This is a genomic window from Streptomyces sp. NBC_00341 (assembly GCF_041435055.1).
Lineage (GTDB): Bacteria > Actinomycetota > Actinomycetes > Streptomycetales > Streptomycetaceae > Streptomyces.
Window position 1 is genome coordinate 3988235 of the sequence record NZ_CP108002.1, and the last position, 25044, is coordinate 4013278.

At 69.3% G+C, this 25044-nt stretch carries 21 protein-coding genes and 1 tRNA gene; 12 read left to right on the top strand and 10 right to left on the bottom strand.

Annotated features, from left to right (window positions below; all coding sequences use genetic code 11):
* Window positions 1–52 precede the first annotated feature (52 nt).
* On the bottom strand, window positions 53–1375 hold the full coding sequence (locus tag OG892_RS17935) for a hypothetical protein (protein WP_371629673.1): 1323 nt from the start codon (window positions 1373–1375) through the stop codon (window positions 53–55).
* 293 nt (window positions 1376–1668) lie between these two features.
* Here OG892_RS17935 and OG892_RS17940 point away from each other — a divergent pair, with 293 nt between their 5' ends.
* The 6 genes from OG892_RS17940 (at window position 1669) to OG892_RS17965 (ending at window position 10269) form a co-directional block, all read left to right on the top strand.
* Window positions 1669–4410 (top strand): bifunctional SulP family inorganic anion transporter/carbonic anhydrase, encoded by a 2742-nt coding sequence (locus OG892_RS17940; protein WP_371629674.1) that lies wholly within the window; start codon window positions 1669–1671, stop codon window positions 4408–4410.
* A gap of 194 nt (window positions 4411–4604) precedes the next feature.
* Complete coding sequence (gene acs / locus OG892_RS17945; RefSeq protein ID WP_073733599.1) at window positions 4605–6602, top strand: acetate--CoA ligase; 1998 nt, start codon at window positions 4605–4607, stop codon at window positions 6600–6602.
* Between the two features lie 281 nt (window positions 6603–6883).
* Window positions 6884–8287 carry a Na+/H+ antiporter NhaA gene (gene nhaA, locus OG892_RS17950; protein WP_328866503.1) on the top strand — a complete coding sequence of 468 codons (1404 nt, stop codon included), beginning with the start codon at window positions 6884–6886 and terminating at the stop codon, window positions 8285–8287.
* Between the two features lie 39 nt (window positions 8288–8326).
* The gene (locus OG892_RS17955) at window positions 8327–8857 is read left to right on the top strand and encodes a phage holin family protein (RefSeq protein WP_371629675.1); all 531 of its coding nucleotides are present in this window, start codon (window positions 8327–8329) and stop codon (window positions 8855–8857) included.
* Window positions 8854–9960, top strand: a complete 1107-nt coding sequence (locus tag OG892_RS17960) for an alpha/beta fold hydrolase (RefSeq protein ID WP_199884310.1) — start codon at window positions 8854–8856, stop codon at window positions 9958–9960. The genes OG892_RS17955 and OG892_RS17960 overlap by 4 nt, the downstream gene beginning before the upstream one ends.
* 105 nt (window positions 9961–10065) lie before the next feature.
* The gene (locus OG892_RS17965) at window positions 10066–10269 is read left to right on the top strand and encodes a hypothetical protein (RefSeq protein ID WP_073733596.1); all 204 of its coding nucleotides are present in this window, start codon (window positions 10066–10068) and stop codon (window positions 10267–10269) included.
* 147 nt (window positions 10270–10416) lie between these two features.
* Here the strand turns inward: OG892_RS17965 and OG892_RS17970 are convergent, their stop codons facing one another.
* The 3 genes from OG892_RS17970 to nth all read right to left on the bottom strand — a co-directional run bounded on the left by OG892_RS17970 (window position 10417) and on the right by nth (window position 13498).
* Entirely contained in the window at window positions 10417–11622 is a 1206-nt protein-coding gene (locus OG892_RS17970) for a MarP family serine protease (protein WP_073733595.1), read from the bottom strand.
* Between the two features lie 93 nt (window positions 11623–11715).
* Window positions 11716–12480, bottom strand: a complete 765-nt coding sequence (locus OG892_RS17975) for a CoA pyrophosphatase (RefSeq protein ID WP_371629676.1) — start codon at window positions 12478–12480, stop codon at window positions 11716–11718.
* Between the two features lie 61 nt (window positions 12481–12541).
* A complete protein-coding gene (gene nth, locus OG892_RS17980; protein WP_371629677.1) occupies window positions 12542–13498 on the bottom strand; it encodes an endonuclease III in 957 nt (318 codons plus the stop codon).
* A 355-nt stretch (window positions 13499–13853) separates the two neighbouring features.
* Here nth and OG892_RS17985 point away from each other — a divergent pair, with 355 nt between their 5' ends.
* Window positions 13854–14528, top strand: a complete 675-nt coding sequence (locus tag OG892_RS17985) for a Crp/Fnr family transcriptional regulator (protein ID WP_024490688.1) — start codon at window positions 13854–13856, stop codon at window positions 14526–14528.
* A gap of 102 nt (window positions 14529–14630) precedes the next feature.
* Here the strand turns inward: OG892_RS17985 and OG892_RS17990 are convergent, their stop codons facing one another.
* The 4 genes from OG892_RS17990 to OG892_RS18005 all read right to left on the bottom strand — a co-directional run bounded on the left by OG892_RS17990 (window position 14631) and on the right by OG892_RS18005 (window position 17268).
* Window positions 14631–15461 (bottom strand): MBL fold metallo-hydrolase, encoded by an 831-nt coding sequence (locus OG892_RS17990; RefSeq protein ID WP_328866500.1) that lies wholly within the window; start codon window positions 15459–15461, stop codon window positions 14631–14633.
* Window positions 15458–16381, bottom strand: a complete 924-nt coding sequence (locus tag OG892_RS17995; RefSeq protein WP_073733592.1) for an NUDIX hydrolase — start codon at window positions 16379–16381, stop codon at window positions 15458–15460. The genes OG892_RS17990 and OG892_RS17995 overlap by 4 nt, the downstream gene beginning before the upstream one ends.
* 258 nt (window positions 16382–16639) lie before the next feature.
* Complete coding sequence (locus tag OG892_RS18000) at window positions 16640–17110, bottom strand: RidA family protein (protein WP_073733591.1); 471 nt, start codon at window positions 17108–17110, stop codon at window positions 16640–16642.
* Complete coding sequence (locus OG892_RS18005; protein ID WP_003991873.1) at window positions 17110–17268, bottom strand: DUF4177 domain-containing protein; 159 nt, start codon at window positions 17266–17268, stop codon at window positions 17110–17112. Before OG892_RS18005 ends, OG892_RS18000 begins: the two co-directional genes overlap by 1 nt.
* An 82-nt stretch (window positions 17269–17350) precedes the next feature.
* Between OG892_RS18005 and OG892_RS18010 the strand changes: the two genes are divergently transcribed.
* Together OG892_RS18010 and OG892_RS18015 are read left to right on the top strand one after the other, a co-directional pair.
* The gene (locus OG892_RS18010; RefSeq protein ID WP_328866499.1) at window positions 17351–18376 is read left to right on the top strand and encodes an ArsA-related P-loop ATPase; all 1026 of its coding nucleotides are present in this window, start codon (window positions 17351–17353) and stop codon (window positions 18374–18376) included.
* Window positions 18373–19809 (top strand): ArsA-related P-loop ATPase, encoded by a 1437-nt coding sequence (locus OG892_RS18015; protein ID WP_371629678.1) that lies wholly within the window; start codon window positions 18373–18375, stop codon window positions 19807–19809. Before OG892_RS18010 ends, OG892_RS18015 begins: the two co-directional genes overlap by 4 nt.
* A gap of 175 nt (window positions 19810–19984) precedes the next feature.
* Here OG892_RS18015 and OG892_RS18020 read toward each other — a convergent pair whose 3' ends face one another.
* Window positions 19985–20335 carry a WhiB family transcriptional regulator gene (locus OG892_RS18020; protein WP_199884323.1) on the bottom strand — a complete coding sequence of 117 codons (351 nt, stop codon included), beginning with the start codon at window positions 20333–20335 and terminating at the stop codon, window positions 19985–19987.
* A 397-nt stretch (window positions 20336–20732) separates the two neighbouring features.
* Between OG892_RS18020 and OG892_RS18025 the strand changes: the two genes are divergently transcribed.
* Window positions 20733–22976 carry a transglycosylase domain-containing protein gene (locus tag OG892_RS18025; RefSeq protein ID WP_073733587.1) on the top strand — a complete coding sequence of 748 codons (2244 nt, stop codon included), beginning with the start codon at window positions 20733–20735 and terminating at the stop codon, window positions 22974–22976.
* A gap of 164 nt (window positions 22977–23140) precedes the next feature.
* On the opposite strand, the gene OG892_RS18030 is transcribed toward OG892_RS18025, so the two are convergent.
* Complete coding sequence (locus tag OG892_RS18030) at window positions 23141–23605, bottom strand: GatB/YqeY domain-containing protein (protein WP_073733586.1); 465 nt, start codon at window positions 23603–23605, stop codon at window positions 23141–23143.
* A 79-nt stretch (window positions 23606–23684) separates the two neighbouring features.
* On the opposite strand from OG892_RS18030, the gene OG892_RS18035 reads away from it, so the two are divergent.
* Together OG892_RS18035 and OG892_RS18040 are read left to right on the top strand one after the other, a co-directional pair.
* Window positions 23685–24626 carry a metallophosphoesterase gene (locus tag OG892_RS18035; protein ID WP_371629679.1) on the top strand — a complete coding sequence of 314 codons (942 nt, stop codon included), beginning with the start codon at window positions 23685–23687 and terminating at the stop codon, window positions 24624–24626.
* A gap of 196 nt (window positions 24627–24822) precedes the next feature.
* A tRNA-Pro gene (locus OG892_RS18040) sits at window positions 24823–24896 on the top strand.
* The last annotated feature ends 148 nt before the right edge of the window (window positions 24897–25044 follow it).

Below are 25044 nucleotides of genomic sequence, written 5' to 3' on the forward strand. Positions count from 1 at the left end.
CGGTGCCGGGCGGGCGGATTCCGGTCCGTCCGGTCCTGGCAGGCTTCGTTCGTCAGTGCCCGGCGGCCGTCTTCGCGGCGGGCTTGTCCTTGGCCTGGCTCGCGATCCCGTCGAGGAAGGACGTCCAGCTCTTCGCGGGCGCCTCACCGACCTTCAGCGTTCCGAGCTTCGCGAGCGTCGCCGGATCCTGCCCGTCCAGCCAGTCCGCCAACTGCTTGAAGGACACGCAGCGCACGCCTTCCTTGGTGCAGACAGTCTTGATCGTCTGCTCGATGGCGCGCATGTACGTGCCACCGTTCCAGGATTCGAAGTGGTTGCCGATGATCAGCGGGGCACGGTTTCCGTCGTACGAACGGTCGAAGGCCTGGAGCAGACCGTCCCGCATCTGGTTGCCCCAGTACTCGTGCTGGTCCGGGTCGCCCTGCGTCGTACCGGACTGGTTGAACATGAAGTTGTAGTCCATCGACAGGGTCTCGAACTCACGCCCCGGCACCGGGACGAGCTGCATCGAGAGGTCCCAGATGCCGCTCTTCTTCTTCGGCCAGACCTGGTCGTTGACACCGCTGGAGTCGTAGCGGAAGCCCATCGAGCGGGCGGCCGCCACCATGTTCTTCTGCCCCTCCAGACAGGGAGTGCGACCGCCGATGAGCTCCTTGTCGTAGTCGAAGGGCAGCGGCTTCATGCCCTTGAGCTCAGGATCGTTCGACTTCCAGCCCTTCACGAAGGACTTCGCCTGGTTGATCTCACTCTTCCACTCGGCAACTGACCAGGTGCCGACGCCGCCGTCCTTGCCGCAGAAGTGGCCGTTGAAGTGGGTGCCGATCTCGTTGCCATCCAGCCAGGCACCGCGGACCTGAGTGAGGGTGTCCCGGATTCCCTTGGTGTCGTTGAAGCCGATGTCGGAGCTGCCGGCGTTGTGCTTGGGCGGGTCGTAGAGCTTCCGCTTCGCTTCCGGCAGCAGGTACACACCGCTGAGGAAGTACGACATGGTCGCGTCGTACTTCTTGCCCACATCCCGGAAGTGCGAGAAGAGCTGCTGGCTGTCCTCCCCCGCGCCGTCCCACGAGAACACCACGAACTGCGGCGGCTTTTGACCGGGGGCCAGCCGCTGCACGGCGGGCTGCTTCGGCTGGACGCCGGTGAAGGACGTGGAACCGTCGCCGATGAGCCGGAACACACTCTTGGGAGCCTCACCCGCAGCCTTCTTCTCCACCCCGGCCGCACCGTTCGCACCACCGCCACCACCGGCGGCGCTGCTTGCAGCTCGGGGCCCGGACGCGCCCGAACCGTGGGGCGCCCCGGAGCAGCCGGCCACTCCCGCGACCAGCGCAACGGTCACGGCGCCCAGAGCGATCCTCTTCGTGGCGGCCAACATCCGCCCACCCTCTTCCTTCTCTTCCGTGCAGGTCTGATTGCGCTGAAGTGCCGACATGGCGCGGTCAAACTCGCACGCGTCGCACACAAATCCGCGCGACAGGCCGAATGAAAAGCTGCCTATTCACTGGAATGGGTGGTTAGATGGACCATTTGCCCTCAACCATGGACACAGATCTTTACTCTCCATTACGATCTGTTTACCGAGAGTTGAGATATCCCGCCGCTGCACGCCGTGACCCACGGCCGCGTCCCACGTTCCGCGACCGCGCTGCCCCGGAGGAGACGGGAAACATGTCTGCCTGCGTCCCCACTCGTCATGACCACTCATCCAGCAGCTCGCAACCTCCCCGGTCATCGGGGATCAAGCGACCTCACAGTCCGCCACCGCCGCATCGCGGCGGACGATTCCGTATCGCGGGCGCCGACGTGTCCGCATCGATCACTGTCTTCCTTCTCGCCATCCCTATGTCGCTCGGCCTGGCCGTCGCCATGGATGCCCCGCTGGAAGCCGGCCTCATCTCCGCCGCGGTCGGCGGAATCGTCGCCGGTCTGCTCGGGGGCACCCCGCTCCAGGTCTCCGGGCCGTCCGCCGGACTGACCGTGGTGACAGCCGAGTTGATCCAGGTCTACGGCTGGCGCACCACCTGCGCGATCACCATCGGCGCGGGTCTGCTGCAGATCCTGCTGGGCTCGCTGCGTGCCGCCCGCAGTGCGCTCGCCGTCAGCCCGGCCATCGTGCACGGCACACTCGCCGGCATCGGTGTGGCCATCGCACTCGCTCAGCTGCACATCGTGCTGGGCGGTTCACCGGAGAGCTCTGCCGTCTCCAACGCACTCACGCTGCCCGCCCGATTGGAACAGGTGGTCCCGGCCGCACCGCTGATCGGCGGTCTGACCGTGGTGATTCTGGTGCTGTGGCCCCGGATTCCGGGGCGGCCAGGCCGCATCATGCGACGGGTCCCGGCAGCTCTGGTGTCCGTGGCCGCCGCCACCGCTGTGGCGGCCTTCGCGGCACCGTCGATCGCACGGGTCGATCTGCCTTCCTGGCGTTCGCACGCCCTGCCCGAAATGCCACAGGGGCCTGTACTCGGCCTGGCCACAGCCGTGTTCACCATGATGCTGGTGGCGAGCCTGGAATCTCTTCTCGCCGCCGTAGCCGTGGACAAACTGGCCGCGGACCGAAACAGCGAGCGGACGGCCGATCTTCCCGAGCCCGGCTCGGGCCCGACGGCCTCGCCCCCTCTGAAGCGCTCCGACCTCGACCGGGAACTACGCGCACAAGGCATCGCCAACGCGGTGTCGGGGCTGCTGGGCGGCCTCGCGGTCTCCGGCGGCGCGGTGCGCAGTTCGGCGAACGTACGGGCCGGGGCGACCAGTCGCGCCTCCACCGTGCTGCACGGTGTCTGGGTGCTGCTCGCCACCGGTCTGCTGGTCACCGCGCTGGAATGGATCCCGCTGGCCGCCCTCGGCGCGCTCGTGATGGTGGTCGGCATCCAGATGGTGAACTTCGCGCACATCCGCAACGTCCACAGGCACCGCGAATTCCTGGTGTACGGGGCGACGATCAGCGGGGTACTGCTCTTCGGCGTCCTCAAGGGCGTGGCGATCGGGATCGCGGTGGCGGTGGCGGTCGCCCTGCACCGACTGGCGCGGACCAGGATCACCGTGACCGAACAGGACGGCCGGCATCTGGTCGTGGTACGGGGACAGTTGACGTTCCTCGCGGTGCCGCGGCTCAACCGGACCCTGGGTCAGCTGCCCCAGGACGCGGACGTGCTCGTCGAGCTGGACGGTTTCTTCATCGATCACGCGGCGTACGAGATGATCCAGGACTGGGGCAATGCCCACGCCGCCCACGGCGGCCGGGTCGTCTTCGCCGGCAGGTCCGGCGGCCGGATCGCCGAGCCCGCCTCCGCCGCGCACTCCTGCTGCCGGCCCTGGACACCGTGGCGCAATCACCACTGCCACGACGGGCCCGATCCCGCCGGACTCGCCGCGTACGCCGGATCAACCGAACCGGCAGGAACGATCACCGACCCCGGCCCCGCGCCCGCCACAGGAGCGACGGACAACCCCGCACCGCTCCACCCCGGCCCCATCCCCACCCCGCCCCCGTCGGGCGGCACGGACAGTACTGGCGGTACTGGCGGTACTGGCGGCACCGACAGCACGAACATCACCGGCGCCGCCCCCGACGGGCTTTCCCACTCAGGCACCCAGCACTCAGGCACCCAGGGCGCGGGCACCCAGCCGCCGCCCGCCCCTCCGGCCGACTACACACCCGATCACGACGCTGCCCCAGCACGCCGGACCGGCGGGCAGCGACTGGTCAGCGGCCTCAGCTCGTTCCAGCGCAATACCGCACCCCTGGTTCGTGAGGAGCTGGCAAGGCTGGCCAGGGAGGGCCAGCGCCCCTCGCAGCTGTTCATCACCTGCGCGGACTCCCGCCTGGTGACGAGCATGATCACGGCAAGTGGTCCGGGTGACCTGTTCACCGTACGGAACATCGGAAATCTGGTGCCGCCGCCGCATTCCGAGAGAGGTGACGACTCGGTGGGCGCGGCGATCGAGTACGCGGTGGATGTGCTGGGGGTGGAGTCCATCACCATCTGCGGGCACTCCGGCTGCGGCGCGATGAACGCCCTGCTCGGCGCGGGGCCCGACACCCCGGACACCCCTCTGTGGCGGTGGCTGCGGCACGGCGTGCCCAGCCTGAAGCGGATGGCCTCCAAACGACACGCCTGGGCCCGGATCTCGGGCCGGCTGCCCGCCGATGAGGTGGAACAGCTCTGCCTCACCAATGTCGTCCAGCAACTGGACCATCTGCGGGCCCACGGATCGGTGGCCCGACGCCTCGCGGAAGGCACACTCCAGTTGCACGGCATGTACTTCCACGTGGCCGAGGCCCAGTCGTATCTGCTGACCGAGGGAATCGGCGCGGGCCACGGGCTCGACGAGGTATTCGACCGGGTCGGGCCCTCTGCCCCGTACGATCCGTATGAACCGGCCGAGTTGGCGCGTACCGGCGCCTGAACCGGGTACACCTCGGGTCCGTGAGACCGTGTGGGTCCCGCCTCCGCAGCGCCGTGCACCCTGCACCACCGCACGGCACCCCAGCATTCTGCTCCACCCCGCCGCGGGGGCGGGACCGTGCCTCCATACACGAAACACAGGTCTAAACCAATTCCTGGCAGACACTTGTCACCCGGCCTTTGGCCTGATGAGCTATGCCCCGGGACACAACGGACACCCTGGGACTGGGAGAAGTCGTGAGCAACGAAAGCCTGGCCAACCTGCTCAAAGAGGAGCGGCGGTTTGCACCGCCTGCCGATCTGGCCGCGAACGCCAACGTCACAGCCGAGGCGTACGAGCAGGCCGATGCGGACCGGCTGGGCTTCTGGGCCGAGCAGGCCCGCCGCCTGACCTGGGCCACGGAGCCGACCGAGACGCTCGACTGGAGCAACCCGCCCTTCGCGAAGTGGTTCGCGGACGGCAAGCTCAACGTCGCGTACAACTGCGTGGACCGCCACGTCGAGGCGGGCAATGGCGACCGCGTCGCCATCCACTTCGAGGGCGAGCCCGGCGACAGCCGCGCGATCACCTACGCAGAGCTGAAGGACGAGGTCTCCCGCGCCGCCAACGCGCTCACCGAGCTCGGTGTCGGCAAGGGCGACCGCGTCGCCGTCTACCTGCCGATGATCCCCGAGGCCGCCGTCGCGATGCTGGCCTGCGCCCGCATCGGCGCAGCGCACTCGGTGGTGTTCGGGGGGTTCTCCGCGGACGCGATCGCGACCCGTATCCAGGACGCGGACGCGAAGGTCGTCATCACCTCCGACGGCGGATACCGCCGTGGGAAGCCCTCCGCGCTCAAGCCCGCGGTCGACGAGGCCGTGTCCCGGATCGAGAGCGTCGAGCACGTTCTGGTCGTCCGGCGCACCGGTCAGGACACCGCGTGGACCGAGGGCCGCGATGTGTGGTGGCACGAGATCACCGCGCGGCAGTCCGCCGAGCACACCCCCGAGGCGTTCGAGGCCGAGCAGCCGCTGTTCATCCTCTACACCTCGGGCACGACGGGGAAGCCGAAGGGCATCCTGCACACCTCCGGCGGCTACCTCACGCAGGCGGCCTACACGCACCACGCGGTCTTCGACCTCAAGCCGGAGACGGATGTCTACTGGTGCACCGCCGATATCGGCTGGGTGACCGGGCACTCCTACATCGTGTACGGGCCGCTGGCCAACGGTGCGACGCAGGTCATGTACGAGGGCACCCCCGACACCCCGCACCAGGGGCGCTTCTGGGAGATCGTCCAGAAGTACGGCGTGAGCATCCTCTACACCGCGCCGACCGCGATCCGCACGTTCATGAAGTGGGGTGACGACATCCCCGCCAAGTTCGACCTGTCGTCGCTGCGGGTGCTGGGTTCGGTCGGTGAGCCGATCAACCCCGAGGCGTGGATGTGGTACCGCAAGCACATCGGCGCCGACACGTGCCCCATCGTGGACACCTGGTGGCAGACCGAGACCGGCGCGATGATGATCTCGCCGCTCCCCGGCGTCACCGCGACCAAGCCGGGCAGCGCCCAGCGCGCCCTGCCCGGCATCAGCGCCACCGTCGTCGACGACGAGGCCCGTGAGGTACCGGACGGCGGAGGCGGCTACCTCGTCCTCACCGAGCCGTGGCCCTCGATGCTGCGCACCATCTGGGGCGACGACCAGCGGTTCCTCGACACCTACTGGTCGCGGTTCGAGGGCAGGTACTTCGCGGGCGACGGTGCCAAGAAGGACGAGGACGGCGACATCTGGCTCCTGGGCCGGGTCGACGACGTCATGCTCGTGTCCGGGCACAACATCTCCACCACCGAGGTCGAATCCGCCCTCGTGTCGCACCCGGCCGTCGCCGAGGCCGCCGTGGTCGGCGCCGCCGACGAGACGACCGGCCAGTCCATCGTCGCCTTCGTCATCCTGCGCGGCACCGCAACCGCCTCCGAAGAACTCGTCGCGGAACTGCGCAACCACGTCGGCACCACCCTCGGCCCGATCGCCAAGCCCAAGCGGGTCCTGCCGGTCGCCGAGCTGCCGAAGACCCGCTCCGGCAAGATCATGCGACGCCTCCTCCGCGACGTCGCCGAGAACAGGGAACTCGGAGACGTCACCACCCTGACCGACTCATCGGTCATGGACCTCATCCAGACCCAGCTCCCCTCGTCCTCCTCCGAGGACTGAGCTCCGAGGACTGAGATCTCCTCCGAGGACTCGGGCCCCTCCAGGGCTGAGACCTCCTCCAGGAGCTGAGCTGAGCTCACCGAAGGGCATCCGGCAGCGCGCCGGATGCCCTTCGGGCATCTAGGGTGAAGATCACCGCTCACAGCCCTGCACGCCCCGGGTACAGTGGCAGCTGGTCAACAACATGACAGGAACAATCTCCAAAGGGTGTGCCGGGAAGTCTGGTCGGCAAGTGCATCAACCATGCCGTCGCTGCCGTACCGACCCGGAGGTCCTCTCTCGTGGCCGCGCCCACTCCCACACCCCCCTCCCCCCGCCGCACCTTCCTGGGACGCCAGTCGCTCCCGGAGCGGAACTTCCTCACCGACGCGCTGCGTACCGAGACCGTCGGCGGAGTCATCCTGCTGGTCGCCGCGGTGGCGGCGCTGATCTGGGCGAACACCTTCGGATCGAGCTACACGACCGTCAGCCGCTTCCACTTCGGACCCGAGGTGCTCGGTCTGCATCTGTCCGTGGCGCACTGGGCGGCCGACGGGCTGCTCGCGATCTTCTTCTTCGTCGCGGGGGTCGAACTCAAGCGCGAACTCGTCGCGGGTGAGCTGCGCGACCCGAAGGCCGCCGCCCTCCCGGTCGTCGCCGCGCTCTGCGGCATGGCCGTACCCGCGGTCGTCTACACGCTGGTGACGGTGCTCGGCTCCGGCTCCTCCAGCGGCTGGGCCGTCCCCACGGCCACCGACATCGCCTTCGCGCTCGCCGTCCTCGCGGTCATCGGCACCTCGCTGCCGTCCGCGCTCCGCGCGTTCCTGCTGACGCTCGCCGTCGTCGACGACCTGTTCGCGATCCTGATCATCGCGGTGTTCTTCACCGAGAACATCAACTTCGTCGCGCTCGTCGGCGCCTTCGTCGGTCTGGCCGTCTTCTACCTGCTGCTGCGGCTGAACGTCCGCGGCTGGTACGTCTACGTGCCGCTCGCCCTGGTCATCTGGGGGCTGATGTACAACAGCGGGATCCACGCCACCATCGCCGGTGTCGCGATGGGCCTGATGCTGCGCTGCACCAGGCGCGACGGCGAGGAGCGTTCCCCCGGTGAGCGCGTCGAGCATCTGATCCGCCCGCTGTCGGCCGGTTTCGCCGTACCGCTGTTCGCGCTCTTCTCGGCCGGGGTCTCGCTCTCGGGCGGCGCGGTGGCCGGCGTGTTCACCCGGCCCGAGACGCTGGGGGTCGTGCTGGGGCTCGTCGTCGGCAAGACGGTCGGGATCTTCGGCGGTACGTGGCTCGCCACCCGGTTCACCAAGGCGGAGCTGAACAAGGAGCTGGCCTGGGCCGATGTCTTCGCGGTCGCCTCGCTCGCCGGAATCGGCTTCACCGTCTCGCTGCTGATCGGTGAGCTGGCCTTCACCGACGACGAAATGATCAACGAGATCAAGGCGTCGGTCCTGCTCGGCTCCCTGATTGCCGCCGTACTCTCCGGTGTACTGCTCAAACTCCGGGTACGCAGATACCGGGCGCTCACGGACGCGGAGGAGCTCGACGAGGACGAATCCGGGGTACCGGACGTCTATGAACAGGATGATCCGGAGTACCACCTGCGGATGGCCGCGATCCACGAGAAGAAGGCAGCGGAACACCGCCGCCTTGCCCAACTGGCGGGGGCAGCGAGCAACAAGCCGGACAGTCCGGCATGATCTGACATCGGATGTGTTGAACAGGAGAGGGAGTCAGGCATGAGCGACCCCGGCAATTACGCGGGCAGCGCCGACCGCAGTCTCGGCCAGCTGGTCGCCTCGGCGACGGCCGAACTGTCGGCGCTGGTACACGACGAGATCGCCCTCGCCAAGGCCGAGGTGCGACAGGACGTCAAGCGTGGCGTCATCGGCAGCGTGGCGTTCATCGTCACGGGTGTGCTGATCCTTTTCGCGATCCCGGTGCTGAGCTTCGCGGCCGCGTACGGAATCCACAACCTGGGGCTGGGGCTCGCCTGGTCGTTCCTGATCGTGGGTGGCGCGTTCATCCTGCTCGGGATCCTGCTCGCGCTCTTCGGCTACGCCAAGTTCAAGAAGGTCAAGCCGCCGGAGAAGTCCATCGCGTCGGCCAAGCAGACGGCCGCCATCCTCCAGGGCGTCAAGCCGCACCCCCGTCCGGGCATCTCAGCGGACGCGATCCTTCCGGCAGGCGGCAGCACACTTGCGGACAAGGCCATCGAGAACAGTCCGGTCCAGGACAAGGCACCGGCTGTGGCACGCTCATCTACATGACGGTCCCCGATTCCAGCGCATTCGGCCCAGTAGGCCCGGACGACGCATTCGGCCCAGGAGGCCCAGTAGGCCCGGACGACCGGGCGGGCCACTCAGGGCCGGACGGCCCACCGGCAGACCCTTCCGCCACACCGTCCCCCCGGGCCTCGGTGCCGTTCACCGGCCCGCTGGGTCCCGCGGTCGGCTCCGGTGGCCCCGTCCGCCTGGACGGCCCCTGGACACACCGGGACGTCGCGGCGAACGGCGCCCGCTTCCACATCGCCGAAATGGGTGAAGGGCCGCTGGTCCTGCTCCTGCACGGCTTCCCGCAGTTCTGGTGGACCTGGCGTCACCAGTTGCCCGCACTCGCGGAGGCGGGGTTCCGGGCGGTGGCGATGGACCTGCGTGGAGTGGGCGGAAGCGACCGTACGCCGCGGGGCTACGACCCGGCCAACCTGGCGCTGGACATCACCGGCGTGATCCGCTCGCTCGGCGAGCCCGATGCGGCGCTGGTCGGCCACGACATGGGCGGCTACCTCGCCTGGACGGCGGCGGTGATGCGGCCGAAGCTGGTGCGCCGGCTGGTGGTGTCCTCGATGCCGCATCCGCGGCGGTGGCGCTCCTCGATGCTCTCCGACTTCGCGCAGTCCCGCGCGGGCTCGTACATCTGGGGCTTCCAGCGGCCTTGGGTGCCTGAGCGTCAGCTCGTGGCGGACGACGCCGCGTTGGTGGGGCGGCTGATCCACGACTGGGCGGGACCGCGGACCGCGGAGTTCCCCGACGACGCGACGGTGGACGTGTACCGGCGTGCCATGTCCATCCCGTCAACGGCTCACTGCTCGGTCGAGCCGTACCGCTGGATGGTGCGCTCGCTGGCCCGCCCCGACGGCATCCAGTTCAACCGGCGCATGAAACGGCCGGTGCGGGTGCCCACGTTGCACCTGCACGGTTCACTCGATCCGGCGGTACGCACCCGGAGTTCGGCGGGGTCCGGCGAGTACGTCGAGGCACCGTACCGTTGGCGACTTTTCGACGGTCTGGGGCACTTCCCCCACGAGGAGGATCCGGACGGATTCTCGGCCGAACTCATCAGCTGGCTCAAGGATTCCGAGCCCGACCGCTAGCCCACGGGTACACCCGTCCGACGAACAGCCACTTGCCTGGCGCATACGCCAATTGGCTGACGGATGGGCGATTACCGACCATGAGCCACGGGCAGACGTCCGGGTATGGGCTGGACGCACGACTTCAGTGACGCAGCACGCAATCGCCGCTCGACCGCCACGGCGGGTCCGGGCACTCATGAGGGGGGCGGCCGCCAGGGCCGGGTGCACGCTATGCATGTTCTGCATGATCCCCGGCTCGGCATTCCGCGCATCCTCCGCCGCAGGGCCCGCTGGGTCTCGGCCCGGCTGCGCCACCCGCGCGGATGACCTCCTCGCCTCCCCGGACGGCCTCGCGGCCGCCGCGGACGACCTGCCGGTCCCCCACCGTCGGACGCTGAGCGCATCGCCCGACGGCGGGGTCTGGCGGGGCTTCCCCTACCCTGCTCCCGGCAGCCGTTCCCTCCCGGAGAGGGTCTAGAGGGCGCACGCCTGACTGTCGACCTGCTGGTTGGCGGTTCGGCCCTGCTCGATGTCCTCGCGGATCTCGTCGGCCGTCAGCGCGTAACCGGTGTTCGGGTCATCGAGCGACTTGGCGAAGACGACTCCGTACACCTTGCCTTCCGGGGTCAGCAGCGGTCCGCCGGAGTTCCCCTGGCGGACCGTTGTGAAGAGCGAGTACACGTCACGGCGGACGGTGCCCCGGTGGTAGATGTCCGGGCCGTTGGCGTCGATGCGGGCGCGGACGCGCGCGGCGCGGACGTCGTAAGCGCCGTTCTCCGGGAAGCCCGCGACGATCGCGCTGTTGCCGGTCGAGGCGTCGTGGTTGGTATCGGTGAAGCCGAGCGGCTTGGCGTCCAGGTCCGGGACGTCGAGGACGGCGATGTCGCGCCGCCAGTCGTACAGGACGACCTTCGCGTCGTACAGCCGTCCCTGGCCGCCGATCTGGACGGTCGGCTCGTCGACGCCGCCGACGACGTGGGCGTTGGTCATCACCCGGCGGTCGGAGAAGACGAAACCGGTCCCTTCGAGGACCTTGCCGCAGCTCGGGGCGGTACCGACGACCTTGACGATGGACTTCTTGGCACGGGCGGCGACCGGGCTGCCCGCAAGCGCCGGGTCGGGGGCCCTGACTTCGGTGATGGGCTCATTGGCGAACGGGCTGAAGACCTGTGGGAAGCCGTTCTGCGCCAGGACCGAGGAGAAGTCCGTGAACCAGGTGGAGGCCTGGGGCGGCATCACCCGGGAGATGCCGAGCAGCACCGAGGAACTGCGCACCTCCTTGCCCACGGTCGGCAGCGAGGTGCCGGCCAGCGCGGAGCCGATCAGCCAGGACACCAGGAGCATCGCCACGACGTTGACCAGTGCGCCACCCGTCGCGTCGACGGCACGCGCGGGCGACCACGTGATGTACCGGCGGAGCTTGTTCCCCAGGTGGGTGGTGAAGGCCTGGCCCACCGAGGCGCACACGATCACGATGACGACCGCGACCACGGCGGCCGTCGACGAGACCTCGGAGCCGTCCGTCAGCTGGTCCCACAGGACCGGCAGCAGATAGACGGCGACGAGACCGCCGCCCAGGAACCCGATCACCGACAGGATGCCGACGACGAACCCCTGGCGGTATCCGATGACCGCGAACCACACGGCGCCGGCCAGCAGCAGGATGTCCAGCACGTTCACCGTCTATAGCCTCACAGATTCGTCACCGGGCCCGTACGTCTCTCCGGGTCCGGGCGGTCGGCCCGGAGCAGTGGAGCACGGGGAGTCAGCCTGTCATGCGCGCCAGTCGAGCGGCACCTGCTTGGCTCTGTCCCAGGGGCGCTCCCAGCCCGCGAAGTGCAGAATCCGGTCGATCACGCCGGCCGTGAACCCCCATACGAGTGCGGATTCGACCAGAAACGCCGGGCCTTGGTGACCGCTCGGGTGGACGGCCGTGGCCCGGTTGGCCGGGTCCGTGAGATCTGCCACGGGGACGGTGAAGACCCGCGCGGTCTCCCCCGGGTCGACGACCCCCACCGGGCTGGGCGCACGCCACCAGCCGAGGACCGGCGTCACGACGAAGCTGCTCACCGGAATGTAGAGCCGGGGCAGCACGCCGAACAGCTGCACACCGTGAGGATCGAGGCCCGTCTCCTCCTGGGCCTCCCGCAGGGCGGCCCTGAGCGGCCCCGTCGTCGTCTGGTCGCCGTCCTCCGGATCCAGGGAGCCACCGGGGAAGGAGGGCTGCCCGGGGTGCGAGCGCAGACTTCCCGCGCGCTCCATCAGGAGCAGTTCGGGCCCCCGCGCACCCTCGCCGAACAGGACGAGGACGGCCGACTGCCGTCCCGCCCCGCTCTCGGGCGGCAGGAAACGGCTGAGCTGCCTCGGCTCGACGGTGCGCGCGGCGCTGGCGACGGGGTCCAGCCAGCGGGGCAGGCCCTCGGTGGTGACGGTGATCGAAGCCTCTTCGCCGGACCCCGGCGGGGACCCGGGCGCGGCCGACGCGGCGGCTGCCACCGCGTCGGCCGACGCGTCCGTGCTGTGTTCATGCGTCCTCATGGGCACCCCTCGACTCACAACGCCTGTCCTCACGCATTTCGTTCCGCAGCGGCGCCTCGGATCATTCGGCGCCCAGGGCGGGGGCGGGTGCGCCCGGGTAGTCCGGCGGCGGGCTGAGCCGCTGCCCGGGGCGGCCCCCCATCTCGTACTTCAGAAGCTTCCGGGCCTTCTCGGGATCCGTCTCGCCCTCGCCGTACGAAGGACAGAGAGGGGCGATCGGGCAGGCACCGCAGGCGGGCTTGCGGGCGTGGCAGATCCGGCGCCCGTGGAAGACGACGCGGTGCGAGAGCATCGTCCACTCGCTCTTGGGGAAGATCGCCGCGACATCGGCCTCGACCTTCACCGGGTCCTCCTGGTCGGTCCACTTCCAGCGGCGCACCAGCCGTCCGAAGTGGGTGTCCACAGTGATCCCCGGTACGCCGAAAGCGTTCCCCAGTACGACGTTGGCGGTCTTGCGGCCGACTCCCGGCAACGTCACGAGGTCCTCCAGACGTCCGGGCACCTCGCCGTCGAAGTTGTCCCGGAGGGCGGTGGAGAGGCCCATCAGCGACTTGGTCTTGGCGCGGAAGAAGCCGGTCGGCCGAATGATCTCTTCCATTTCCTCCGGGACCGCCGCGGCCATGTCCTCGGGGGTGGGGTAGGCGGCGAAGAGCGCGGGGGTGGTCTGGTTGACCCTCAGATCGGTCGTCTGGGCGGAGAGGACCGTGGCGACGAGGAGCTCGAATGCGTTCCGGAAGTCCAGCTCCGGGTGGGCATAGGGATAGAGCTCGGCCAGCTCACGGTTTATCCGGCGGGCCCTGCGCACCATGGCCAGGTGCGATTCCGGCTTGGCGTTCGGCTTCGGCTTGGCGTTCGGCTTCGGCTCGGGGGTGGCCTTCGGCTTGGACTTGGGGGTGGCCTTCGGCTTGGACTTGGGGGTCGACTTCGACTTCGGGGTGGCCTTCGACTCCGGCTTCGGCTTCACCTCCGACTCCAGCTCCCGCCCCGTCGCCGAGCCCGTGCCACTCTTTGGTCCCACCCGTTTCGCCGTCCTCACCGGTTCCGCCGTTCCCACCCGTTTCATCCGTCCAGCCGGGCTTTTTGTCGCATTTTTCGCTCCACTTGCGGCCTGTTCGCCCACAGCGGAATCGCGGCCCTCCGACACCCCATCAGCCCCCTTGGCCTGCGCTCTCACCGGCGTTCCGGACACCCGACCAGCGTAGAGCCAGGCACTGACATCCGCCCCGGTCACCGATGATCCACCCCCAATCGGCCCCCTGCCGTACGTCTCGGCACACACGTGCGTCAAACTGGTTTGTGATTGATCGCACTGTTTTACCGTCCGGCATGATGGGGACCACGGTTCCCTGAACAGGCCGACAAGGAGAGAACTCGTGGACGACGTTCTGCGGCGCGCCCCGCTTTTCGCGGCGCTCGATGACGAGCAGGCCGCGGAGCTCCGCGCCTCGATGAGTGAGGTGACCCTCGCGCGCGGCGACGCGCTGTTCCACGAGGGTGACCCGGGCGACCGCCTCTATGTGGTCACCGACGGCAAGGTGAAGCTCCACCGCACCTCGCCCGACGGCCGCGAGAACATGCTGGCTGTCCTCGGCCCCGGCGAGCTGATCGGTGAGCTGTCGCTCTTCGACCCGGGCCCGCGCACCGCCACCGCGACCGCACTGACCGAGGTGAAGCTCCTCGGCCTCGGCCACGGCGACCTCCAGCCCTGGCTGAACGTGCGGCCCGAGGTGGCCACGGCCCTGCTGCGCGCTGTCGCACGGCGCCTGCGCAAGACCAACGACCAGATGTCCGACCTGGTCTTCTCCGACGTGCCGGGTCGTGTCGCCCGTGCGCTCCTCGACCTGTCGCGCCGCTTCGGCGTCCAGTCCGAGGAAGGCATCCACGTCGTGCACGACCTGACGCAGGAGGAGCTGGCCCAGCTGGTCGGCGCCTCCCGCGAGACGGTCAACAAGGCCCTGGCCGACTTCGCCGGCCGCGGCTGGCTGCGGCTGGAGGCCCGCGCGGTCATCCTGCTCGACGTGGAGCGGCTGGCCAAGCGGTCCCGCTGACCCGGCGCCGTACGCAACGCCCGAGGGCCCCGCCGACACCGGCGGGGCCCTCGCGTACGTCACGGGGCAGGGCCCCTCGCGTACGTCACAGGGCAGGGCCCGTCAGATCAGCCCGTGCTCCCGCAGGTACTCCAGCTGCGCCCGCACCGAGAGCTCCGCCGCAGGCCACAGCGACGGGTCCACGTCCGCGTACACGTGCGCCACCACCTCCGACGAGGTCCGGAACCCGGCCTCCACCGCCGTCTCCACCTGGGCCAGCCGGTTCGCGCGGTGCGCCAGGTAGAACTCGACCGCGCCCTGCGCGTCGTCCAGCACCGGCCCGTGGCCCGGCAGCACCGTGTGCACCCCGTCGTCGACCGTCAGCGAACGCAGCCGCCGCAGCGAGTCGAGGTAGTCCCCGAGACGCCCGTCGGGGTGCGCCACCAGCGTCGTCCCGCGGCCGAGGATCGTGTCCCCCGTCAGCACCGCGCGGTCGGCGGGAAGATGGAACGAGAGCGAGTCCGCGGTGTGGCCCGGGGTCGGCACCACGTACATCTCCAGCCCACCGGTCGTGATCACGTCCCCCGTCCCCAGGCCCTCGTCACCCAGCCGCAGCCCGGGGTCGAGCGCGCGCACCTTCGTACGGGTCAGCTCCGCGAACCGCGCCGCGCCCTCCGCGTGGTCGGGGTGGCCGTGGGTGAGGAGCGTGAGCCCGATCCGGCGGCCCGCGCGCTCGGCGGTGTCGATGACGGCCCGTAGGTGGACATCGTCCAGCGGCCCCGGATCGATGACCACCGCGAGGTCCGAGTCGGGCTCGGCGACGATCCAGGTGTTGGTGCCGTCCAGCGTCATCGGCGACGCGTTGGGCGCGAGGACGTTGACCGCGCGAGTGGTGGCGGGGCCGGAGAGCACCCCGCCGCGCGGCTGTCCGGGCAGCGCTGCCGCGTCGCTCATGCCGCCCCACCGCCCGTGCCGTCGTCGGCCTCGCCCGCGCTGCCCCTGCCGCCCGCCGGGATGTGTTTGGTGAACTCCGCGTGCCCCGGCCAGCTCAGCACCAGCTCATCGCCCTCCAGACGCGCCTGTGCGAGTACGGGGGAGAGGTCCTGGGCCGATGACGCCTCCAGCGCCTGGGCGGCGGTGGCGTGGGCCCTGAGCCCGCGCAGCGTCGAGACCGTCGGCGGCATCATCAGCAGCTCGCCGCGGTCGTAGCCGTCGGCCGCCTCCCCCGGGCCGATCCACACCGTGCGGTCGGCCTCCGTGGAGGCGTTGCGGGTGCGCTGGCCGGCCGGGAGCGCGGCCACGAAGAACCAGGTGTCGTAGCGGCGCGGTTCGAACTCCGGAGTGATCCAGCGCGCCCACGCACCGAGCAGATCCGAGCGCAGGACCAGTCCGCGGCGCTCCAGGAACTCCGCGAACGACAGCTCCCGCGCGACCAGCGCCTCGCGATCGGCCTCCCAGTCCGCGCCTGTGGTGTCCGTGACGACGGTGCCCGCCGTCGGGCCCGCGAGCAGGACGCCCGCCTCCTCGTACGTCTCCCGGACCGCCGCGCAGAGGATCGCCTGCGCCTCGGCGGGGGTGCCGACCCCGAGCCGGCGCGCCCAGCTCTCCGGCGCGGGCCCGGCCCAGCCGACGAGCCGGTCGTCGTCGCGCGGGTCGACCCCGCCACCCGGATAGGCGTACGCCCCTCCGGCAAAGGCCATCGACGTGCGCCGGCGCAGCATGTGGACAGTGGGCCCGCCCCCGGTACCCGCGGCCGGGTCCCGGAGCAGCATCACGGTGGCGGCCCGCCGGGGGGTCGCGGCCGTCAGTTCGCCGGTGGCGAGGGCCCGGATCCGGTCGGGCCATTCCGGTGGGTACCACTGACCATTGGACATGGCCGGAGGCTATCCGGAACCGTGAGGATGTTCGAGGGGGGTCGATGTTCGAGGGGGCCGATGTTCGAGGGGCCGAGATCCCTACATGCCCCGAGATCCGCACATACCCCGCACACAAATAATCAGCATCCGTACGCAGACGATCAGCACCGGCACACGAAAGATCCCGCCCGGTCGTCGTGACCGGACGGGATCAGAGGAAGTCGGCGCGGTCGGCGCAGTCAGCGAAGTCTGCGCAGTAAGTGGCGGGAGGCCGGCTCAGACCCCGGTCAGTTCGACCTGGATCTCGACCTCGACCGGTGCGTCCAGCGGCAGCACCGCGACACCCACGGCGCTGCGCGCGTGCACGCCCTTGTCTCCGAGGACGGCACCGAGCAGTTCGCTCGCGCCATTGATCACGGCGGGCTGGCCGGTGAAGTCGGCGGCCGAGGCGACGAAGCCGACGACCTTCACGACGCGCGCGATCCGGTCCAGGTCACCCGCGACCGACTTCACCGCGGCGAGCGCGTTGAGGGCGCAGGTCTTCGCCAGTTCCTTGGCCTCGTCGGGCGTGACCTCAGCGCCGACCTTGCCGGTGACGGCGAGCTTGCCGTCCACCATCGGCAGCTGGCCCGAGGTGTACACGTACACCCCGGACTGCACGGCCGGCTGGTACGAGGCCAGCGGCGGCACGACGGCCGGCAGGGGCAGTCCGAGCTCGGCGAGCTTCGCCTCGACGGCGCCCGCCACTACTGCTTCTCCCGCTTCAGGTAGGCCACGAGCTGCTCGGGGTTGTTCGGGCCGGGAACGACCTGGACCAGCTCCCAGCCGTCCTCGCCCCAGGTGTCCAGAATCTGCTTGGTCGCGTGCACGAGAAGGGGCACGGTCGCGTATTCCCACTTGGTCATGGCCCGACTGTAATGCCTGTGCAATCCACGGGACGCGCAGCCTCGTGCGTAGCCTGCGGTACGACTGGTTAGGCTCGAATACGTGAGCAGGTTCCAGGTCGTCAGCGGCAAGGGCGGTACCGGTAAGACCACGGTCGCCGCCGCCCTCGCGCTTGCCCTCGCGACCGAGGGCAGGCGCACCCTCCTCGTCGAGGTCGAGGGCAGACAGGGCATCGCCCAGCTCTTCGAGGCGGACTCCCTCCCCTACGAGGAGCGCAAGATCGCCGTCGCACCGGGCGGCGGGGAGGTGTACGCCCTCGCGATCGACGCCGAGCGAGCGCTCCTCGACTACCTCCAGATGTTCTACAAACTCGGCAGCGCGGGCCGGGCGCTGAAGAAGCTCGGCGCGATCGACTTCGCCACCACGATCGCGCCCGGCGTCCGGGACGTCCTGCTGACCGGCAAGGCCTGCGAGGCGGTGCGCCGCAAGGACAAGCAGAACCGGTTCGTCTACGACTACGTGATCATGGATGCCCCGCCGACCGGCCGCATCACCCGCTTCCTCAACGTGAACGACGAGGTGGCGGGGCTGGCCCGGATAGGCCCGATACACAATCAGGCCCAGGCCGTGATGAGGGTGCTGAAGTCCCCCGAGACCGCGGTCCATCTGGTGACCCTCCTGGAGGAGATGCCGGTCCAGGAGACCGCCGACGGCATCGCCGAGCTCCGGGCGGCCGAGCTGCCGGTGGGCCGGGTCATCGTGAACATGGTGCGCCCGCATCTGCTGGACGAGGACGCGCTGCGCACCGCTGCGGGCGGCCGCCGCAAGGAGATCGCCAAAACGCTCACCCGGGCAGGCGTGACCGGCTCCGCGGCCCTCGTACGCCCGCTGCTCGCACAGGCCGCCGAGCACGCCCAGCGGGTCGAGCTGGAACGCGAACAGCGCGCCGTACTGACCGGCCTCGGGCTTCCGGGTCACGAGCTCCCACTGATCGGCGAGGGCGTGGACCCGGCCGGACTGTACGAGCTGGCGATGGAACTCCGTAAGCAAGGCGTGGGCGAAGGCGAAGGGGCGGCGGGACAAGGGACGGCTGGACAAGGGGCGGCTGGACAAGGGGTGGGTTCATGACATCGGACAGCAACCACGACGGGTGCAGCGACCGCGGCGGGGCAGTGGCGGCGACCGCCCCAGCCCTGGACACGGACGCCCTCCTCGACGATCCGGGTATCCGGATCATCGTGTGCTGCGGCTCGGGCGGAGTCGGCAAGACCACGACCGCCGCGGCGCTCGGCGTACGCGCGGCCGAGCGCGGCCGCAAGGTCGTCGTCCTCACCATCGACCCGGCCCGCAGACTCGCCCAGTCCATGGGCATCGACTCCCTGGACAACGTCCCCCGCCGGGTGAAGGGCATCGAGACGCAGGGCTCCGGCGAACTGCACGCCATGATGCTCGACATGAAGCGGACCTTCGACGAGATCGTCGAGGCGCACGCGGACGGCGAACGGGCCCGCGCGATTCTGGAGAACCCCTTCTACCAGTCCCTGTCGGCCGGCTTCGCGGGCACGCAGGAGTACATGGCGATGGAGAAACTCGGTCAGCTCCGGGCGCGCGAGGAGTGGGACCTGATCGTCGTCGACACCCCGCCGTCGCGTTCCGCGCTGGATTTCCTGGACGCGCCGAAGCGGCTCGGCTCGTTCCTGGACGGGAAGTTCATCAAGCTGCTGATGGCCCCGGCGAAAATGGGCGGCCGGGCCGGGATGAAGTTCCTCAATGTGGGCATGTCGATGATGACCGGGACGCTCGGGAAGCTGCTCGGCGGCCAGTTCCTGAGGGACGTACAGACCTTCGTCGCCGCGATGGACACCATGTTCGGCGGGTTCCGCACCCGCGCCGATGCCACGTTCAAGCTGCTTCAGGCACCCGGCACGGCGTTCCTCGTCGTCGCGACGCCGGAGCGGGACGCGCTCCGCGAGGCGGCGTACTTCGTGGAGCGGCTGGCCGCGGAGGACATGCCGCTGGCGGGTCTGGTCCTCAACCGGGTGCACGACAGTGAGGCCGCCCGGCTCTCGGCCGGGCAGGCGCTGGCCGCCGCGGAAAATCTTGATGCGGTCGGCATTGTGGATCAGGGGGCCGGGAAGGCTGGACTTCGTGAGCCCGCCGACTCCCCCGCGGCCGGGACCGCACAGGCCACGGACACCACTGGAGCCGCCACCCCCGACCTGTCCGAGCATGCCTCGGAGCACGAACATGAGCAGGACCACGAACGTGAACACGAGCCCGCCGACGCACCGGAGGCTGACGCAGACACAGACGCGGAAACCTCCGCCGTTGCCCCGGCTGTCTCCGTCGAGCAACTGACCGCCGGTCTGCTGCATCTGCACGCCGAAAGGATGCAGGTGGTCGCGCGCGAACACCACACACGCGACCGTTTCACCGCGCAGCATCCCGAGGTGGCCGTGACAGCGGTGGCCGCACTGCCCGGAGATGTCCATGACCTCGCAGGGCTGCGAGCCATCGGGGACCGGCTCGCGACCGGTTCCGCCCCGGCCGGAGCTGCTTAGCCACCCCGTAATCCGTCATGCGCGTCGTTATCGGAAGCACACGTCATCCGCAGGAGACGTCGTCCGCAGTAGTAGCCGTCGTCCGCGGTCCACCTCGTCCGCGGTCCGCCTGAGGGCCCCGCCCGCACCACGTGGCCGGCCCCACAGGGCCGGACCGCTCGCCCACCGTCCGGGGTTACCCCACTGCGGCGAGCGTCTCGTGCAGCTCGTCTTCCTCCAGCCCGATCGCCACGGGCAGGATGCCCGTGGACCGCTCGTACTCGCTGCGTGCGGTCTCCAGCAGCCGGCGCCAGGACGTGACGGTCGGGCGTCTGCGCAGCAGTGCGCGGCGCTCCCGCTCGGTCATTCCGCCCCACACGCCGAATTCGACGCGATTGTCCAGCGCATCGGCCAGGCACTCGGTCCGCACCGGACATCCGGTGCACACCGCCTTGGCCCTGTTCTGCGCTGCCCCTTGTACGAACAGTTCATCCGGATCGGTAGTGCGGCAGGCTGCCTGCGCACTCCAGTCGGTTACCCAGCCCATCCCGGCGCCGTCCTCTCCCGAATCGAGGCTCCCCCACGGCGACAGCGGCATATTCACCGCTGCCAGTTGAGGACGTTACGGAAGGTGGCGACAGCACAACACCCCCTTCGGGCCCAATCTTGAATGGCCCGAACGGACTATGCGTATGCGGCAGATCACCCAGGGGAGTGAGGTGAGGACATCCGCGACTATCCCGAGAGAATCGGGACAGACCATCCGAGACACAACGGACGTTCGATGACACACGAGGCGTTTTCGGGAGCGCCTGAATCGTGGTCGGGTCACGTACAGGGTCATGCAGGGGGGTTGATACGAAACCGGACTGCTGTGACAGTTGAGAGCAGCTTAGGCCAAGGCATATACGTGTGTCCGGCGAATGAGAACGTAGGCTGCCCCCATGCCAAAGAAGCGCTCGGGCGGGGGTCTCACGACGACCCAGCAGGCCGCCAAGTTCCTCGGTGTCGCCGCACTCTCCGGAGTGGTCCTGGCGGGCATCGCGCTGCCGGCCGCCGGAGCACTGGGTCTCGCCGCCAAGGGGACGGTCGACGGATTCGACGAGATCCCGGCCAATCTGAAGACTCCGCCGCTGAGCCAGCGAACCACGATTCTGGACAACAAGGGCGGCCAGATCGCCACGGTCTACTCGCGCGACCGCACCGTAGTACCGCTGAAGGACATGTCGCCGTACATGCAGAAGGCGATCATCGCGATCGAGGACGCCCGCTTCTACGAGCACGGCGCGGTCGACCTCAAGGGCATCCTGCGCGCGATGAACCGCAACGTTCAGTCGGGCGGGACCGCGCAGGGCGCGTCGACCCTCACCCAGCAGTACGTGAAGAACGTCTTCGTCGAGGAGGCCGGCGACGACCCGGCCAAGGTCGCCGAGGCCACCCAGCAGACGCTCGGCCGCAAGGTCCAGGAGCTGAAGTACGCGATCCAGGTCGAGGAAGAGCTCGGCAAGAAGAAGATCCTGGAGAACTACCTCAACATCACCTTCTTCGGGCAGCAGGCGTACGGGGTCGAGGCGGCCTCGCAGCGCTACTTCTCGAAGTCGGCGAAGGACCTGAAGGTGGAGGAGGCGGCGCTGCTGGCCGGCATCGTGCAGTCGCCCAGCCGCTACGACCCCGTGAACGACACGGAGGAGGCGACCAAGCGTCGCAACACCGTGCTCCAGCGGATGGCGGATGTCGGGGACATCTCGAAGGCCGAGGCCGCCAAGGCCCAGGCGACGCCGATCAAGCTGAAGGTCAAGCGGCCGCAGAACGGCTGCATCACCGCGGTCAGCGGCTCCGGCTTCTTCTGCGACTACGTACGGCAGATCGTCACGGGCGACCCCGCCTTCGGGAAGACCGCGAAGGACCGCGCCAAGCTCTGGGCGACCGGCGGTCTCACGATCAAGACGACGCTCGACCCGCGCTCGCAGGCCGCCTCCAACGAGGCCGCCACCTCCCGGGTCAACAAGGACGACAAGATCGCCGACGCGGTCGTGCAGGTGAAGCCGGGCACGGGCCAGATCACCGCGATGGCCCAGTCCCGCCCGTACGGACTGGACCAGTCCAAGCACCAGACCGTGCTGAACCTCAACGTCGACCACAAGATGGGCGGCAGCTACGCCGGCTTCCAGGTGGGTTCGACCTTCAAGCCGATCACCGCGGCGGCGGCCCTGGAGAAGGGGATCAGTCCGGCACAGGACTTCACCACCGACCACCAGATCTCGCTGCCCGGCGAGAGCTTCCGCACCTGCGACAACCGGCCTGCCGACAACCGCCCCTGGGAGGTGTCGAACGAGCTGGAGACGGAGAAGGGCACCTTCGACATGACCAGCGCGCTGGGCAAGTCGATCAACACCTACTTCGCGAAGCTGGAGCAGAAGGCCGGCCTCTGCGAGACCCTCTCGATGGCGGACAAGGTCGGCTACATCCGCGGCAACAACAAGCCGCTGCAGGCGGTCGCCTCCACCACCCTCGGTGGCCAGGAGTCGACGCCGCTGGCGATGGCCTCGGTGTACGCCACCTTCGCCAACCGGGGCAAGTACTGCTCCCCGATCGCGATCCTCTCGGTGACCAAGCCGGACGGAAAGCAGCTCGACGTACCGAAGTCGAAGTGCACGCAGGCCATGAGCGAGCACACCGCGGACACCATCAACCAGATGCTCAAGGGCGTCGTCGCGGACGGCACCGGCCAGCAGGCCGGCCTCAACGACCGTGACAACGCGGGCAAGACCGGTACCACCGACGAGCGCAAGAACGCCTGGTTCGTCGGCTACACGCCGAACCTGTCCACCGCGGTGTGGGTCGGCAGTGACGGTGCCCAGCAGATCCCGATGAGCAACATCACCATCGGCGGTCAGTACTACGACGACGTCTGCGGTGGCTGTCTGCCCGGTCCGATCTGGAAGACCGCGATGACCGGCTCCCTGAACGCCTCCGAGACCCCGGCCTTCAACGCGGTCGACGTACCGCGGTCGAAGCCGAAGGAGGACAAGGGCAAGAAGGACAGGGACAAGAAGAAGCCGGGCAACGGCGACAACAAGCCCGGCGGCGACAGCCCCTTCCCCGGCATCAGCATTCCGCCGGACCTGATCGGCGGAAACAACGGCCACGGCCGCGGCCAGGGCAACAACGGCACGCAAGGTCCCTGACCTGCTGCTGTTCATGCTGGTACTGCCACTGGTACTGGTACTGCTTCCGCCGCCGCAATCGCCGCGGCAGACATGAAGGTGGGGCGCCCCCGGCCGGGGGCGCCCCACCTTCATGTCTCAGCCGGTCCCAGCCGTCCCAGCCGTCCCAGCCGTCTCAGCCGGTCTCAGCCCGCGAGGAGCTTCTTGACCTGGGCGGCCACCCGGCCGCCCTCCGCACGCCCCGCGACCTTCGGGTTCACGATCTTCATGACGGCGCCCATCGCCCGCGGGCCCTCGGCACCGCCGGCCTTCGCCTCATCGACTGCGGACGTCACGATCGCGGCCAGCTCGTCGTCGCTCAGCTGCTGCGGAAGGTAGGCGTCGAGCAGCTCGCCCTCCCTCTTCTCCCGCTCGGCCTGCTCGGTCCGGCCGCCCTGCGAGAAGGCCTCGGCCGCCTCGCGACGCTTCTTCGCCTCCTTGGCGATCACCTTCTGCACCTCGTCGTCGGAGAGTTCGCGGGCCGACTTGCCGCTGACCTCCTCCTTGGTGATCGCGGTGAGGGTCAGCCGGAGCGTGGACGAGGTCAGCTCGTCGCGCGCCTTCATGGCCGTGGTGAGGTCTTCCTTGAGCTTGGACTTGAGCGTGGTCATGTGGTGATTGTGGCAGGTGCGGGGTACCCGCCGCCCGCCGGTTTTCCCGTGGACACGAACCGTCTGCGACGATGGGCGCATGCGCGCACGCTACGGAGTACCCCTGAAAATCACGGCGGTCACCGCCGCGGCCGGCGCCGCCGGTCTCGCCTACGCAGCCGGATTCGAGGCCCGCTCGTTCCGCCTGCGAAGGGTCACGGTCCCCGCACTCCCGCACGGAGCACGTCCGTTGCGCGTCCTGCAGATCTCCGACGTCCACATGGTGAGCGGTCAGCGGAAGAAGCGCGCCTGGCTGCAGTCACTCGCGGGACTGCGGCCGGACTTCGTCGTGAACACCGGCGACAACCTCTCCGACCCCGAGGCGGTACCGGAGCTGCTGGACGCGCTGGGCCCGCTGATGGAGCTTCCGGGCGTGTACGTCTTCGGCTCCAACGACTACTACGGTCCCAAGCTCCGTAACCCCGTCCGCTATCTCTTCGAGAAGACCGCGGGCAAGCACGGACTCAACGGGAACGCCCCGGCGGTCAACGTCGTCCACAACCCGTGGGAACCCATGCGGGACGCCTTCGACGAGGCGGGCTGGCTGAACCTGTCCAACACGCGCGGCCGCCTCAAGCTCGACGGCCTGGAGCTCGCCTTCACCGGCCTCGACGACCCGCACATCAAGCGCGACCGCTACGCGGAGGTCTCGGGCGGCCCGGAGTCGGGCGCCGACCTCTCCATCGGCGTGGTCCACGCCCCCTACCTGCGCTCTCTGGACGCCTTCACCTCGGACGGCTACCCGCTGATCCTGGCCGGCCACACCCACGGGGGCCAGCTCTGCATCCCCTTCTACGGAGCCCTGGTCACCAACTGCGACCTGGACACGGACCGCGTGAAGGGGCTCTCCTCCCACTCGGTGGACGGCAACCGCGCCTATCTCCACGTCTCGGCCGGCTGCGGCACCAACCGCTACACCCCGGTCCGCTTCGCCTGCCCCCCCGAGGCAACGCTGCTGACCTTGACGGCCCGGGACGTGTAACCCCTCGCACACCCTCCGACACACCCTCCTGGCACACCCCCTCGCGCACCCTCATCGTGCGGCCCTCTGGCGCACGCCGTCAGACCTACCCCACCCCGGTACCCCTCACCCCGTCTCGATCAGGATAAAAACCGGATTTCGTCTCCGGCCGCAGGTGGGCTAAAGTAATCGATGTCGCCAGGACACTGGCGGCGATCGGGGTGTAGCGCAGCTTGGCAGCGCGCTTCGTTCGGGACGAAGAGGTCGTGGGTTCAAATCCCGCCACCCCGACAGCCGTAAGACCAGGTCAGGCCCGGTACTGAGAAATCAGTACCGGGCCTGATTTGTTGTACTCCCCCGCCGCGCCCGACCCCACCGGCGCTGTCGGGCCGTACTCGCACCGGCGGGGGCGGCGGTCGGTGGCCGGGTGGCTGGCGGC

Bases quoted from the DNA above. Each gene is read 5' to 3' on its own strand.
- OG892_RS17960 (WP_199884310.1), top strand. From the start codon at position 8,854: ATGACGGTCCCCGATTCCAGCGCATTCGGCCCAGTAGGCCCGGACGAC.
- OG892_RS17940 (WP_371629674.1), top strand. From the start codon at position 1,669: ATGTCTGCCTGCGTCCCCACTCGTCATGACCACTCATCCAGCAGCTCG.
- acs (WP_073733599.1), top strand. From the start codon at position 4,605: ATGCCCCGGGACACAACGGACACCCTGGGACTGGGAGAAGTCGTGAGC.
- OG892_RS18035 (WP_371629679.1), top strand. From the start codon at position 23,685: ATGCGCGCACGCTACGGAGTACCCCTGAAAATCACGGCGGTCACCGCC.
- OG892_RS18005 (WP_003991873.1), bottom strand. From the start codon at position 17,268: ATGACCAAGTGGGAATACGCGACCGTGCCCCTTCTCGTGCACGCGACC.
- OG892_RS17955 (WP_371629675.1), top strand. From the start codon at position 8,327: ATGAGCGACCCCGGCAATTACGCGGGCAGCGCCGACCGCAGTCTCGGC.
- OG892_RS17935 (WP_371629673.1), bottom strand. From the start codon at position 1,375: ATGTTGGCCGCCACGAAGAGGATCGCTCTGGGCGCCGTGACCGTTGCG.
- OG892_RS18030 (WP_073733586.1), bottom strand. From the start codon at position 23,605: ATGACCACGCTCAAGTCCAAGCTCAAGGAAGACCTCACCACGGCCATG.
- OG892_RS18025 (WP_073733587.1), top strand. From the start codon at position 20,733: ATGCCAAAGAAGCGCTCGGGCGGGGGTCTCACGACGACCCAGCAGGCC.
- OG892_RS17990 (WP_328866500.1), bottom strand. From the start codon at position 15,461: ATGAGCGACGCGGCAGCGCTGCCCGGACAGCCGCGCGGCGGGGTGCTC.
- OG892_RS18015 (WP_371629678.1), top strand. From the start codon at position 18,373: ATGACATCGGACAGCAACCACGACGGGTGCAGCGACCGCGGCGGGGCA.
- OG892_RS18020 (WP_199884323.1), bottom strand. From the start codon at position 20,335: ATGGGCTGGGTAACCGACTGGAGTGCGCAGGCAGCCTGCCGCACTACC.
- OG892_RS17995 (WP_073733592.1), bottom strand. From the start codon at position 16,381: ATGTCCAATGGTCAGTGGTACCCACCGGAATGGCCCGACCGGATCCGG.
- OG892_RS17965 (WP_073733596.1), top strand. From the start codon at position 10,066: ATGGGCTGGACGCACGACTTCAGTGACGCAGCACGCAATCGCCGCTCG.
- OG892_RS17975 (WP_371629676.1), bottom strand. From the start codon at position 12,480: ATGAGGACGCATGAACACAGCACGGACGCGTCGGCCGACGCGGTGGCA.